We start from the raw sequence: 14,328 nt of genomic DNA on the forward strand, positions 1-14,328 counted from the left end.
CTGTCACTGGGCAGCGGTCGAATACCGGTAGACGCTTCCCGGTTCGATCTGTCCGAGTGCCGACCGGATCGAAGTCACCACGAACAGGCGTTGCAGCCAACGGTCCTTCCCGTCGTACTTGGGGGTGAAGGCGCCGCGTCCGTGCACTGCGGTCGTGTTGTCGACGATCGAGAGATCGCCGGGACGCAGCACGACCTCACGCCGCACCTTCTGCAACGCTTCATGCAGGGCGTCGAACGCGGTTCGAGCCACTTCGTCGCACGGGGCCGTGTCGTCGAAGTCGACACAGAGCTTGGGGGCCCACTCGGATCCGCTGAGTACAGGTACGGGTGGGAGATAGACCTGTTCGCGTCCATCGCGGCAGAACGAGGGCGCGAGTCTTGTGCGGAACCGTGATTCCCGTAGGACAGTGACTTGCCCATCTGCCAGAAGCGGGAGGGCCTGTCGGATGGAGGATGTGATGGAGGCGGCTAAGCGGTCATGGTCCTCCCGTAGACAGAGCAGCCCGATGAAGTCCGGTCGGTGCTCGAGGAAGGCATTCTCGCTATGCAGCTTGAAGTAGACGGAACCCGTGTTCTGCTGCTGGTCCTCCTCACCCGGCATCGGGCAGATGTCATGAACGAGGGCCCCATGTTTCTCCTCGGCGTACGCGATGGGGTCGCCCAGCCGGGACATGACCAGGAGGAGGGCGGCTACGGACGGAGTACAACTGTCGGCCACCGACTCGGGGGTACTGGGGGTAGGCGGAAGCTCCTCCGCCACGGGCAGATTGCGCAACGTCAGCACACCCTCTGCATTGCCGAACCTGCGGAAGTCCGAGAGGACGCAGAGCAGACGTTTCGGCAGCAGACCACCGTGGATGTGGGCCGCTTGGATGAGAGCGTTCTCGTCCCAGACGGCGGCGGCACGGCGTAATTCGGCCAACAGCGATGCGATGGACTCGATCTCGGACGGGTCCAGTTCGTAGGTGTCGGGGGCTGCCGGCGGTGCGCTTTCTGCCTTTCGTGTTTCCGGTCGTACCGTCATGTGTGGTTCGCCGCCCGAGTGTTGTCGAAGGGGATGATCAGCCTGTACTTTCCGCCGGCTGACTGCTGTGGTGGATCGGTGGCTTGGCTGACCGTGACGTGCATGAGGTCGTACGACCCCATGAACCGGTGGATCTCCTCGCGGATGGCCTGCCACACCCGTTCGGGGTCCGCCTGCTGGGCGGCGCGGACCCGGACGCTCAGTGCCGCGGGGCCGGTCTGCACCACTTGGGCCAGTTCCAGCCCGGGTGCCCGGTCCACCACACCGGCCAGGGCAATGGGAGCGACCTCGACGTCAGTGCCGTCGCTGCCCTGGAAGACCAGCGCCTCGCTTGCCCGCCCCTGGGCGCGGACAGCGGGAAACGGGTTGCCGCACGGACACGGGTCCGGGCGGGTGACAACGGAGTCTCCCAGGTCGTAGCGGAGGACGGGCTGGACTCGGTTGAAGAGGTTGGTGACGAGGACTGTATGGGAACGTTCGCCGGGCGACACGGGACGGTAGTCGGCATCGACTGGTTCCAAGAACCCCCAGTCGGAATTGACGTGCAGCCAGTTCTCCTGGCAGCCGATAGCCGTGGACATGAACTCGCAAGCGCCGTAGCCGTTGCCGATCCGGGCTTGGAAGACCCGCCGGATGCGCTCATAACCGCTGTCTGTCAGTCCCTCAGCGGCCAGTACGACGAGCTTGGGCCGGATCCGCAGCCGTCCGGCTTCCTGTTCGCGCGCAAGCAGTGCGACTTGGCCTGCGTAACCGATTAGCACGTTGGGACGGAACTGGTTGAGCTGCTCCACGAGTTCCGGCATCGGCGTGAAGACGGAGAGCACACGTAGGAGCCCTCCTTTGCCCACCGTGCGCGCCACGGAGCGAGGAAGCACGGTCGATGAACCGAAATGTCCGCCGGTAGCCAGGACCCAGGCGATCCGCCCTCCGTTCAAGGCAGCGCTGGCGGCACCGGCGGGAGTGAGCCACGTGCCGAACGCACGGAGCGCGAGCGCCCGGGTGACCTGGGAAGCGGCGTTGTCGTACACGAAGATGCCGCGCACACCACTGCTGCCGGACGTGGTGCCGACCCGGTATTTCCCGAGGAAGTCGGTGCCGACGAGCAAGGGGTCGTCGATGAACGCGCGTACTCCTTCGTGCGTCACGGCGGGATCGGTGACCCAGTCGTCGAAACGGGCCATGAGCCGGTTCTTGTCGGTGACGGGCAACATCGTGATGTCGTCGACATGCCAGGGCAGTCCGCGATAGAGCTCGCGATAGTACGTCGAGTGCGCCCGGGCGTGGGTCACCGCGGCGGCGAGTCTGCGCGCTCGTCGGCGCTCCAGCTCTGACGGTTTCTCTTTCTTCGCTGCCCGCAGATCACGGAGCAAGCGAATGGTCTGACGCATGATCAGTCCTCCGTCGTGCCGGTGAGAGTCAGTAGACACCTTCGATGACGGGCTTTCCCGAGAACTCCTCCACGGGGTGGACGTCAGCGATGGCGTCACTCACCTCGCTGCTGCGGTGCGGAACCCGGACGGCCGTGTCGCGCTCCAGGTTGTTCGGCAGCAACATGCCGCGGCTGATGTGATGTTGGAGCACCTGACCACGCTCTCCATAGGGAACAGTCTTTCCGGTCCCAGGATCGACGACGGAGAAGATGGTGAAAGGGGCTGGAGGATCGAAGACGGCGGGCGTGTTGGGTTCGGCGTCGGCTCGCTCGACCATGCCGCCGATGATCATCGTGCTCGCGTAGCCACCCACCAGCTTGCAGCCGGGAAAGATTGCGTGCTGGAAGCGATTGCGGGTGGTGGTGTCCATCTTGGTGCCGCCCCAGCCGATGATCTGTGTCCGTTCGTTGACCAGATCGACGAGACCGTCGCGTTCGCACAGTGCTTCCAACAGGGGAGGGGTGCTGTACAGGACAGCGATCTCCTGGCTGCGCAGGATCCATTCCGCCTGGTCCACGACGTGCTCCACATAGAGCTTGACTTCCTCCAAGGCGCCGCGGGCGATGCAACGTTTCACCCATCGGGGGTCGAGGTCCAGTAGGAAGCACACAGCGTTGAAGCGCGACGCGGTATCCCTGATCAAGGTGCCGGCCATGTGCGGGTCGGTCGGCCCCATGCACAGCCAGCCCCCTGGACGGATCGGGCCATGCTCGCCCAGGCCGGCGGCGTGCCAATCGGTGGCACGTGCCTGCGTTTCGGGCATCCAGATCACACGCTTGGGAGGACCTGTTGTTCCTCCGCTCTCGCCGATGACCGGCTGTCCGGCTTCCGGGGGGTACCCACGGGGGATGAGGTCGGTGACCCGGACGTCACGTAACTCGTCCACGATGTTGGGGAAGAGACGCAGGTCGTCAACGGTTGTGACGTCCTTGCGTGGATCGAAGTCGAGAGTCTTGGCTCGCGCCAGCCAGAACGGACTGCCTGTCTCCGGCCCGAAGTGCCACTCCATTGCTTCTTGGATGAGGTCGGAGGCGGCTGGGGGGTCGTTCCAGGCAACGTCCAGCGGACTCCCGAGGGTCGCTGTGCTGCGTCCTGTCGGAAGAGGTGAGGCCAACTTCTGTGCTCCTCTCACGTCCTGCGCCTTCGTCAGGGATTCGGCCTGTGGACAGCACACGGCACGTGGTGGGGGACCAGAGCGTCGTGGGTTGGGTTCACGGGGACAGGCCGAAACGGTGTGACTCTGACGGAGGTGCTCGATGCACATCGTGTGTCGTACAACCAGGACAGCGGATGTTGAAGCGTCGTGGCAACCGCTGGAGCGAAGGTTGGCCGGAATGACCTTCTGCGACATGGTCGCTCTTGCCAACCAGTAGGGAGGCTCTGTACGCATGTGGTGTCGGGGACTGCTTGCGGTAGGGAGCAACCTGCAGATGCCCCCCTCATGAACGGAGACACCAGGTCGTGACGAGAGGGGCCATGGGAGACAGCGACCAGGCGCAGCCTCAAGACGATGGCCGTTCCCTTGTGGAGAAGTTCGACCAGCGCCTCAACCAGCTGATCCAGGCCCACTACCCGAATGAACGGACACGGCCTGGCTTCGCCCGCCTTGCGGCGGAAATCAGAGAGGCCACGGGAAGAAGTATCTCGGCCACCTACCTGTGGGAACTTTCAACCGGCAAAAAGCGCAACGTGACGTTGGAGCAGTTGGGCGTTCTGGCCAAGTTCTTCGGGGTCCCGCCCGCGTATTTTCTGGATGATCAAGTCGCCGAGCGCATTGGGGACCAACTCGCTCTGGCTTCCGCGCTGCGTGACGCGAAGGTGCGAGACTTGGCAATGCGATCAGCCGGCTTGTCCTCAGTGAGTCTGGACGCGATCCTTGCCATCGTCGAGGAGGTGCGGAAGGTACAGAACCTGCCTGAGGTTCAACGGCCTGATTCATTCGATGCGGGCAGTTGAACACAGGAAGATGTCTTACCGTCCACCGAGCGGGTGCAAGCTTGTGATGCTTCGGCTCCCGATCGTGAGACGGAGAAGGAGACATGGGACAAGAAGATGCTTCGCTGAGGGGAAGTTGTGTCGAAGCGCTGGATAAAATCGACTTGCCATGCCCTTTCAGTATCGAAGCCTTCTGTCGGCAACTGGAAAAACAGCGAAACAGGCCTCTGCTTCTCCAGCCCATGCCCGACGGGCTACGTCTCTCCGAAGTGTGTGGCATTTGGATCGCGACCGAAGGTGAAGACTATATTTTCTACGAGTCGCAGACCTCTCGCATCCATCAAGAGCACATAATTCTTCATGAGATTGGGCACCTCCTTTTCGGTCATGGCGTGCACGGCGGGGACAAGGGGCATGGTTTCAGTAAGGGTATGGAGGCTCTGCTGCCAGATTTATTTCCACACAACATCAGTCGCTTCTTCGAACGTACCAATTACACAACGAGACAAGAGAGGGAAGCAGAGATGTTGGCTAGCCTCATAGGTGTACGAGCGCGACGATTGCGCGGCTATCAAGTTTCGGAACCTCTGACCAGGTTAGGATCGGCTTTCGGCTTAGGGCCCAGGCATGGGAACTGAGGTAGCAAGTCTTGGCAATGCACTCGCGATCCCGGCAGTTGTATGCCTTTGGGTGGCTATTTTAGCGAGAATCCCATCAGGGGCTCGCTCCAGGGAACAGCGTGGACTCTGGCTGGCTGTCATATCGGCAGCCGCAGCCATGACGCTCAACTTGCCCTCTGTGGTGGACTTCCTGGCCCAAGGTGCCGCCTCCGGGCACAAGGTGTCTCTGGCAAGAAACTGCATCGGCGTTGTGTCGGCCGGTGCAGTTCTCTATTTCGTGGCCTCCGTCACGCAGCGACATAGGTTGCGCATCTTGGCGTTGGCTTCGATTGTTCTCTTTCCTGGCATTCTTTTGGTCCTTGATGGAATTGCCCCACCTCACGAAAGTAATTCCTTTCTCGTTGATCGTCAGGTAACTCCGAGTATCTTATACTGGCTGGCTCTTATTGCTTCTCACTTGCTTGCGGACTCCGCATGCTCCGCTGTGTGCTGGCATTACGGCAGAAGAGCTGCTGATAGATCTCTCTCGGTTAGCTTGCTGGTTTTCGGCGGCGGCACCCTCTTTGCAGGCCTGTATTGGATCGTTTTGCTCAGCGAGATTGTGACGGGTAGTAATTGGGGGATGGCTGTAGCGCCAATCCTGATGAATCTTCATGGATTTCTCAGGGCGGCCGCTCTTCTCGTGCCGCCTATCACGTCATTTCTCGTGTCAACCCAGGACGGTATTGTTGCATGGCGGCTTTGGCCGTTGTGGAAGGATTTAGTGACCGTAGTCCCCAACGTGGTGCTGTCACCGCCGCAAGGGCGGCTCGAGGAGTTGGTTCGTCCCGCTGCTCCGCGAGGACTACTCGTGTACCGCAAAGTGATCGAGATACGTGACGCGATCCTGGTTCTTGAAGGTCATGCCGGATATAGTGATGTGCTACGTATTCAGGCAGGTCATTCGGGGAGTTGTGACTCATTGCCTGTCACGCAGCAGGCGGTGGTTCTCGCGCATGCAATCAAAGAGGCGCGTCAGGCCAAGATGGACCGAAATCCGGAAATGCGCACCTCTCTTAGTTTTGGAGCGCTGGGTAGCTGCGATCTTGACGAAGAGAAGCGGTTCCTTCTTGACGTGGCGCACGCGTACTTGAATACCTCTGCGCATGCACATGCCGAGAGGGATGGCCGGAAATCCGATGTTTGACTTCCGTGCGACCGACAGGTCGTAAAATCTGAAGGCCGCATTCCAACTGACAATCTCACCCGGAGGGGCGATGAAATCAGAGGGAAAGAAAGTTTTGCTGGCGGCACCACGCGGTTTCTGCGCAGGAGTCGTCCGGGCCATCCGCGCAGTGGAGAAGGCCTTGGAAAAGTATGGGGCACCAATTTATGTCCGGCACGAGATCGTCCACAACAAGTACGTTGTGCAGTCCTTGGAGAAGCAGGGCGCCATCTTCGTCGAACAAACGGAGGAGGTCCCGCCGGGCAACATCGTCATGTTCTCCGCCCACGGTGTCGCCCCCGTCGTCCACGAGGAGGCCGCGCGCGGCAATCTCACGGCCATCGACGCGACCTGCCCGCTGGTCACCAAGGTCCACAAGGAAGCCGTCCGCTTCGCCAAGGAGGACTACGACATCCTCCTGATCGGGCACGAGGGCCACGAGGAGGTCATCGGCACTTCCGGAGAGGCCCCCGACCACATCACGCTGGTCGACGGCCCCTCGGACGTCGCCAAGGTCGAGGTCCGTGACGAGTCGAAGGTCGTCTGGCTCTCCCAGACCACCCTCAGCGTCGACGAGACCATGGAGACCGTCGATGCCCTCAAGGAGAAGTTCCCGCAGCTCATCTCCCCGCCCAGCGACGACATCTGCTACGCCACGCAGAACCGTCAGCTAGCGGTCAAGCAGATGGGTGCCGAGGCCGAGCTGGTCATCGTGGTCGGCTCCCGAAACTCCTCCAACTCCGTGCGGCTCGTCGAGGTCGCCAAGCTGGCCGGCTCCCGCGAGGCCTACCTCGTGGACTTCGCCGACGAGATCGACGAGGCCTGGCTGGAGGGCGTCACCACAGTTGGCGTGACCTCGGGCGCCTCGGTGCCGGAGGCCTTGGTCGACCAGGTTCTGGAATGGCTAGCCGAGCGCGGCTATGACGACGTCGAAATGATCACTGCTGCTGTCGAACAACAGAAGTTCGCTCTCCCCCGCGAGCTATCCTGAACGCCAGCCCCAGAGGGAGGCGCTGTGCTGGGACGGATTGGTCCTTGCATGGTCAAACGATGACGGGGCCTCCCCCTGAGTGGTGGACACGCTGATACTGGATCTGCTTGATCCGGAGGAAGCGAGAAGACCGCCGATGGCGATGAAGGACTATTCGGACGAGTTCAAGGCCGATGCCGTGGCCCTCTGCGTGAGTGGGTGGTGCGGGACCGCGAACGTCGTGGTGTCACAGCCGCGGGCGCAAAGCCGGCCGTGCAACCGGGGGTGGCCGTGCCGTCCGATGATCCGGACGAGCGGATCAGGCAGCTTGAGGCGAGGGTGGCCGAGCTGGAGACGAGCGAGCGGAAGCTCGCCACCGAGCGGGACATCCTGCGCAAGGCGGCCAAGTATTTCGCCGGAGAGACGAACTGGTGAGGAGCCGCTTCCAGTTTGTTGACGACCACCGGGACACCTACGAGGTGAAGCGGCTCTGCCAGGTCCTGGACGTGAATCGGTCCAGCTACTACAAGTGGCTTGCCGGCCGGACGGCGAGGACGCTGCGGCAGCGCGAGGACCGGCTCCTGGCCGAGCGGATCCGCGAGGTCCACCGCGAGTCCGCAGGCGCCTACGGCTCCCCACGGGTGACCGCCGAACTCCGGGACAAGGGTCTGCGGGTCAACGAGAAACGCGTCGCCCGCGTCATGCGGACGTTCTCCATCACCGGCATCCGCCTGCGCAGACGCCTGCGCACCACCGTCCCGGACCCGACAGCCTCAACGGTCCCGGACCTGTTCCAGCGGGACTTCACCGCCACCGAGCCGGGGCGCAAATACATGGGGGACATCACCTATCTCCCCCTGGAGAACGGGGAGTTCCTCTATCTCGCGACCGTGCTGGACTGCTTCAGCCGCAAGGCCGTCGGCTGGTCCATCGCCAACCACATGCGCACCAGCCTGGTCACCGACGCACTGCGGATGGCGGGCGCGACCCGCGATGGCCTGGACGGCTCCGTGTTCCACTCCGACCACGGAGCCCAATACGGATCGAGGGCCTTCGCCGATCTCTGTGACCAGCTCGGGGTCACCCGGTCGATGGGCGCGGTCGGGGCCAGCGCGGACAACGCGGCCTGCGAGATTTTCCACGCGTCCCTGAAACGCGAGACCCTCCAGGGCGCCCGTGACTACGGCGACGCCGGCACCTGCCGCCGGACCGTTTTCGCCTGGCTGACCCGCTATAACACCCGCCGTCGGCATTCCGCCAACGGCCACCTCAGCCCCAACGAACACCGACACCACACCGCTAAACTCACGCTCGCCGCGTGATCAATAACCGCGTGCCCACTTTCACGGGGGAAGGCCCGACCTTCGAACTCGACCCGTACGGCATCACCGCCAACACCCTCCCGCCCGGCACCATTGACACCTCCATGGCCCGTCAGGCCGAAGCATCGGGCGTCTGCATCTTCCTGCGCTCCGAGGAAGCGGACTTCATTACCGGGCATACCGTCGGGCTCAACGGGGGGTGGTGCATGGGACGAGGGGGCGGGTCTCGCGGGGCCCTCGTTCGGCACCCTATCTGCCTACCGGTTCCGGCCTCCTGGCGTTGACTCTTCAGCCGTCGTTGCTGCGACTGATGCGGCGCGTTCTGAGCAGGCCGATGCGCTCGGTGCGATATCCGACCGCCGTTAGTGCCTTGATGCCGCGCTCTCCGAGGCTGCTCCACTTCTTGCTGCTGGCTTCGACGGCCTCACGTACGGCCTTCCCCATTCCCTTGGGGACGGACTCCATGAGTTGGGGAAGGTACTGGAGGGCGAGTTCGGCAGCTCCCTGGTTGGCCTCGAGCATCGGGAGGAGGATCGTCTGGATCAGCTCGCGACGGGGGTGAGGGTTCGTGAGCTTCGCGGTCTTCCACAGGTCGAGGACAGCGCGGCGGTCGGGATTCCTGGACGCGCGAGCGTACCTGTCGATCAGTAGCTCGACTGTGAGCGTGTCCGGGAGCGACGGCCATCCGGCCGAGGTCAGTGTCTGCTCCGGCAGACGAGTGCCCGGGCCTCCCAGAAGCTCTCTCCAGAAGCTGGCCTGGTCCTGCACGGGCAGCGCGGCCAGTCGTGAGGCCACTGCCTGATGCAGCGTTGCGTCGGCCTGTAGCGGTGACTGTTGCCGCAGGCCTGCCGAGACGGCCTTGAGCAGCACCGATGCCGAGGGTTCTTCGAGAGCAATCCACGCGGCCAACGTTTCGCCGGCGCGGTCAGGACGGCGCCGGGCATGGTCGGCCATGGCCGGTGCTGCTGGCAGTGGCTCAAGGCCGTCCCTGCCGACGCCGCCAGCCATCAGCAGATGGCGAGCGCGAACCCGCAGGCGAGTGTGCTCAGTCCCGGGCAGCCAGCCACTCTCGTCAAGGGCATTCACCAGAGCTCGGGCTTCCTCCGGGCCCAACCGAGCCGGTCCCGCAGAGCCCAGGTCACGCAGGCACTCGATCGTGAGGGACTCCACGTAGGTCAGAATCGTGCTGTCGTGCGAAACGACGAGGTCATCGCCGTTGGTGAGCAATTCGGTGAAAGCCGCCGCCTGGTGGCGGACGAAGGCTGCGCGTTCCAGCAGCCCGCTGTTCTCCAACGGCCGCAGGACCTCCAGCAGCCGCAGTTGCTCTTCGGCTTCCTCGTCGGTCGAGGGACGGGCCAGAGAGGGCAGGACGAAAGGCGTGATATGCGGATGCTGGCCGGGGGGCTGGTCGTCGAAGAGCCGCATGAAGCTGCCCGCCGCGTGACCGACCTCCTCGGGCTCCGGGCCGTCGCCAAGCTTGCTGGACCTCGCCCACAGCTCCTTCAGCAAGGCGTCGAACTCGACGGACATGTCGTTGATGGATGATCGCGGATCCAGCATTCCCAGCCACATCGGCCAGTGGCTGATCAAACGCCGTCGGGCGCTGGACAACACCGCCCGGGCCAAAGCCGTGTCCCGCACGATCGGGATGTTCTCCGTATGCCGTTCCACGATGTCTCGGCCCAGTTTGCTGTCTGACGCCAGCATCAGCCCTACGACAGCATGCGCCGCTTCAGGGCATTCCTCGCACCAGTGCTCCAGAAGCCCCTCCAGCCTCCGCAGTGCGTCGCCGGGAGACTCCGGCTCTGGCTCCGGCTCCGAGTCCGACTCGTCGGCTTCCGACTCAGCTTGCGCATTCGTCCATTCTTCGTGCTCCTCGATCAGCGTTCGTAGTTCCTTGGCTACGTGGGGGCCGACCTGCTGCATGAGCAGCGCCGCGTCCGGAGAGGGAAGTTCGGCGAGCATGTCGGCCATCTCCTCCTCTTCACCGAACAGATGGAGGGACACCAGCTGTTGCACGAGGCCGGGCTCTGCAGCCAGGGCCGGATCCACACGACGCATCACCATGGCGGCCGCGGAGGCACTGTCTCGGACGGAAGAGTGCCGCAGGACGATCGTGCGCATCTCGACAGCTGCCGGACGGTCACTTGCCAATGCCAGCCGCCAGCATCCAGGCAATACCTCGTTCGGTAGCGCGTGAGGGGAGTTCGTCAGGATCGGCGCGAGTGTCTCGACCGCGGTGTCCGCCATGTCGTCCAAGGAGATGGCTGGGTCACCGCAGACGGCCAGGACGGCGTGGGCCACGTTCTCTTCCTCCAGGCCGATGGCGTCCCGTGCCTGTTGTAGCAGCAGAGCCAGCGCGGAAGGGCGTTCCTCGGAAGGAAGACCGCCCAGAGAAGAGAGCACTGCGTCCAAGTCGGCGTTCTGGGCCTGTTGTTCCAGGGTCTCGGCCACAGCGGCGGGTAGTCCGAACACGCTGCCGCTGGTCTCCATGAAAATCAGGTCACGGCCCGGGCCCGACACGTTCCGTGTCTTCTTGAGATAGGCCACGAGCTGCCGGCCGTGGTGTTTCCGGACGTCGGCCGCCTTCTTCTCCTCTTCCTCCTTGGCGTCGACTTCATCGGGGTCCTCCGGGTCACTGAGATGCTGGTCTACGGCTGCGTCGTGGTTCGCGTACCGGCGTGCGGTCGCGCTGACCTGTTCGCGCACGTGGACGCCCAGATCGGCCTCGGGATTGGCGTTCAGTGCCAGTACGTATTCGCACAGCCGGTAGTCGAGCAGCAGATCTCGGGCGAACAGCGGGAACTCCACCCGGAGGCAAACCAGTTTGGCTATCTCCTCGACCCGTGTGACGGGGTCGGTCTCCAATAGTCCGTCAGCGGCCCGTCGTTGGGCGAGCCGGTACGTCAGCGCGAACGTATTCAGCAGCGCTTTCACCCGTCGGGGACTGCGCACGTGTGAAGGGACGAGAACGCTCACCACCAGATTGATGTCCATCGCCGCCCATATGCCGCCCCGCCCACGCACCAGGTCGGCGGCGAAACTGGTGACCTTCGGCACCAGCAACGGAGGAAGACTGATCTGGTACTGGAACACCTTGTCCAGGTAGCCGCTACCGCTGCTGTAGTACGGGTTGACGGCATCGGCGGGCGTGGCCTGCTCCAGGGCGCGCGTGAGCGCCTCTTCCAGGACCTGCTGGTCGGCGGCGACCACGAAGACGCACCCGTCAACTCCCAGAAACGTGCGCAAGGCGTCCAGCGTTGCGACGACATCGGAGGGCTTACAGCGGTCCAGCTCGTCGACGAACACGACGAGCCGTTCTACGCGGGAGTGCGTGACGAGGTCGGCGAAGAGCTTCTCGAACTGCTCGTCGCTGTCGGCTGCTTCCGTCTTGTGCTCGCGGGTGAGCGTGCGCGAAACCAGGATCATTAGCGACGTCAACAGGGCCGCCGGTGCGATGCCCGCTTTCAGCGCTCCAGCCAGCATGTTGGCGAACGTGGGCCGGAAGGCCCCTCCGTGCAGCCAGGCAAAAAGAGCCATGGTGACGGCGAAGAAGGCAACAACAGCGCCGAACATCCAGCCGAACATCTTCAGCAGGCGCCACACGGCGCCCCCCTCGAACTGCAGCTTCACGGCGACCCGTCCGCCGTACAGCTCGTCGTGGAACTTCGCGTCCTTGATGCCCAGGGCGGTCGCGGCGGCGATGATGAAGTTCCTGCGCAGCGGGTTCTCCGCGTACTTGAAGGCGTCGAACCGCACGAAGCGCACGCCCCGCTGCTTCTCAAGCAGTCCCTTCAGAAGATTGGCTACACCTGACTTGCCGGAGCCCCAAGGCCCCCATACGGCGATGTTGGTCGGTGTGGGGACAGACAGCACCACGTCATAGAGCTGTTCAGCGATGTGGCTGTGAGCCAGTCGATCTCCCTGGGCGCTGTCCACCTCACGGTCCCGGACAAGGTCGTCCGGCTCCAAGCGGCTGCTATCCCTCTGTGCCACTGCTGCCCCGCTTTCGGGCTCTGTGCCCACGTCCCCCTGAAGTCCACGGTTTGCACCGTCACTTCACCTGAACGACACCATAAACGGCACCACTGACAAACAAGATGCTTTCGGGTTCACGATGGTCCCCCCGACCCCAGAAGGCGCACCTGCTGCTCTGCGGCCACGGCAGCAGGTCCGCTCGCTCCAGAGGTGTGCGCTGCCAGTCGGTCCAACAACGCGACGACCGCGCCGGGCCAGGCCCACCGTCGGCCGCCGCACACCAGCACGAAACGAGGGGATCAGCCAGTTCCCCCCTGCTCCCCATCCTCCCCAGCCGCCTCGTCGGCCAGCCGCTCCTGGACCGCTTCGTCGTGTGTCATAAAGGACGAGGAGTCGGCCTTCCGCTCCTCGCATACCGCAATCGCGACCGTATCTTCGAGTTCCCTCAGTTCCCGCTCGCTGATCAGCGAGGCGATCGGCCCGGTGACGTCGGTGAAGACGATACGTGTTCCGAAATCGGAGATCCTCCGGATGAGTTCCCCGAGCGAAGCCGGAAGTCTTGAAACGGGGATGCGGTCCGTGTCGCTCAGTGGCGAATCCAGCCAAGCGCAGGTGTGGAGCATGAAATTCAGCGCACATCCCTGACGTTCGGCTTCCGTAGAACGATCTCGAGCCAGCGCAGATTTGATCGCCTGGCTCAGGAACTCCTCCGTGCTCTTTCCTGATTCTTGGGCCCACGCGCGGATTCGTCTCTTCACTCCCGGCGCGAACGGAATGCTCATCTGCAGCATCCCGTCCGGTCCTGGAAAGAGCGTGCACAGTACGTCAATGGGGAGGGCGTCCTGGAGTCGTCTCCACACCTTCTTGATGGCATGCTCCTCGTCTCGTGCAGATACGAGAACGGCAATGCTCTTTCCGTCGTGCGACGATGCCATCGGAATTCCGCTGATCCGGCGCGCGGCCTTCAGTTCGACTCCGCGTACGGTCCGAGTCAGGATGATCTCAATCGCGTGCAGAGGCATGGGGACTCCAGGTCAGTAGAGCGAGATGGGGCCGTCGGGAAGCCAACCTTGCACGTATCCGGAGACCAGAAGGGTCACGCCTTCAGGTGAGATATCGCGGTGGCGAGTTCCCAGCTCGCTGATTTTCCACCGGGCGTGCGACGGAGACATATCCTGGAATGATTCCGACTCTTCCGGGCTGATCCGCACGATGAAAACTCGGGAGACGGTTCGCTGGTCGTGTTCCCAGCAATCGGACTCCCGCGTTTCGTGAACTCCATAGACGGATCCGAAGCGCGGATTCGAGATATGAAATTTCTCGGCGAGATAGTGGGCGGCCCCGTCCTTGAAATCGGCGTCGGCGGTGAGAAGCGTCTGCGGGACCGTCCAGCCGGCACAGCATCCACCGCACAGCATCAGGCGATCCTGGTCGTTCAGGAGGAGCAGGAGAACGCGGCGGTCGGCGACCGGTAGGGCGTGAGAGGTTGCCATGCAGTCAGGCTGCCGCCTAGCTACTTAAGTAGCAATCGGGATGCCGCCCCATGGGTGACAGGTTCACTCGGGCGGTGCCAGATGCGGGCCGTGCGCCGTGGTCCGCCTGCCCCCGTCGGCGTGCATAGGTTGCACCGAATCCGGGTGTTGCGCTGCATCCTGCACACGCGCCATGACCTGCGAAAACACTGCAAAGGCGTTTGGGACTCGGGGCTGCCGCGTTTTGGGGCGTCGCAATCCACCAGGTCTGACCTGCGGCGACTGTATTTCCCACACATCCCACGAAGGCGAAGGCTGGGGTGTGACCCGGCACCAGGGTAGCCGATCCGGGAGGGGCGGTGGGGTGGGGT

Annotated in this window: 9 protein-coding genes and 1 pseudogene; 4 read left to right on the forward strand and 6 right to left on the reverse strand. The window is 63.4% G+C overall.

The window, feature by feature from the left end; genetic code table 11:
* Positions 1–3: 3 nt before the first annotated feature.
* From WH07_RS21235 to WH07_RS21245, 3 genes are read right to left on the reverse strand one after another with little or no spacing between them, the layout of a single operon-like run.
* Complete coding sequence (locus WH07_RS21235) at positions 4–1,026, reverse strand: TauD/TfdA family dioxygenase (protein ID WP_052744499.1); 1,023 nt, start codon at positions 1,024–1,026, stop codon at positions 4–6.
* Positions 1,023–2,414, reverse strand: coding sequence for a phenylacetate--CoA ligase family protein (locus WH07_RS21240; RefSeq protein ID WP_046502335.1), 1,392 nt, complete (start codon positions 2,412–2,414; stop codon positions 1,023–1,025). Before WH07_RS21240 ends, WH07_RS21235 begins: the two co-directional genes overlap by 4 nt.
* A 28-nt stretch (positions 2,415–2,442) precedes the next feature.
* Positions 2,443–3,465, reverse strand: a complete 1,023-nt coding sequence (locus WH07_RS21245) for an AMP-binding protein (protein WP_063775801.1) — start codon at positions 3,463–3,465, stop codon at positions 2,443–2,445.
* A 467-nt stretch (positions 3,466–3,932) separates the two neighbouring features.
* Here WH07_RS21245 and WH07_RS21250 point away from each other — a divergent pair, with 467 nt between their 5' ends.
* The 4 genes and pseudogenes from WH07_RS21250 to WH07_RS21265 all read left to right on the forward strand — a co-directional run bounded on the left by WH07_RS21250 (position 3,933) and on the right by WH07_RS21265 (position 8,507).
* On the forward strand, positions 3,933–4,412 hold the full coding sequence (locus tag WH07_RS21250; RefSeq protein WP_052744500.1) for a hypothetical protein: 480 nt from the start codon (positions 3,933–3,935) through the stop codon (positions 4,410–4,412).
* Positions 4,413–5,018: 606 nt separating this feature from the next.
* Positions 5,019–6,197: an MAB_1171c family putative transporter gene (locus WH07_RS39890; RefSeq protein ID WP_332836365.1), complete on the forward strand. Its 1,179-nt coding sequence runs from the start codon at positions 5,019–5,021 to the stop codon at positions 6,195–6,197.
* A gap of 70 nt (positions 6,198–6,267) precedes the next feature.
* Positions 6,268–7,206: a 4-hydroxy-3-methylbut-2-enyl diphosphate reductase gene (locus WH07_RS21255; protein WP_046502338.1), complete on the forward strand. Its 939-nt coding sequence runs from the start codon at positions 6,268–6,270 to the stop codon at positions 7,204–7,206.
* Positions 7,207–7,342: 136 nt separating this feature from the next.
* Positions 7,343–8,507 (forward strand): annotated as a pseudogene (locus WH07_RS21265) (IS3 family transposase).
* A 288-nt stretch (positions 8,508–8,795) separates the two neighbouring features.
* Here WH07_RS21265 and WH07_RS21270 read toward each other — a convergent pair.
* From WH07_RS21270 to WH07_RS39895, 3 genes are all read right to left on the reverse strand, one after another.
* Positions 8,796–12,479: a KAP family P-loop NTPase fold protein gene (locus WH07_RS21270; protein WP_046502344.1), complete on the reverse strand. Its 3,684-nt coding sequence runs from the start codon at positions 12,477–12,479 to the stop codon at positions 8,796–8,798.
* Positions 12,480–12,784: 305 nt separating this feature from the next.
* On the reverse strand, positions 12,785–13,507 hold the full coding sequence (locus WH07_RS40435) for a hypothetical protein (protein WP_198533849.1): 723 nt from the start codon (positions 13,505–13,507) through the stop codon (positions 12,785–12,787).
* A 12-nt stretch (positions 13,508–13,519) separates the two neighbouring features.
* The gene (locus tag WH07_RS39895; RefSeq protein ID WP_157877403.1) at positions 13,520–13,978 is read right to left on the reverse strand and encodes a hypothetical protein; all 459 of its coding nucleotides are present in this window, start codon (positions 13,976–13,978) and stop codon (positions 13,520–13,522) included.
* Between the last annotated feature and the right edge of the window lie 350 nt (positions 13,979–14,328).

Origin of the sequence: Streptomyces odonnellii, assembly GCF_000981895.1 — a bacterium.
Classification (GTDB): domain Bacteria; phylum Actinomycetota; class Actinomycetes; order Streptomycetales; family Streptomycetaceae; genus Streptomyces; species Streptomyces odonnellii.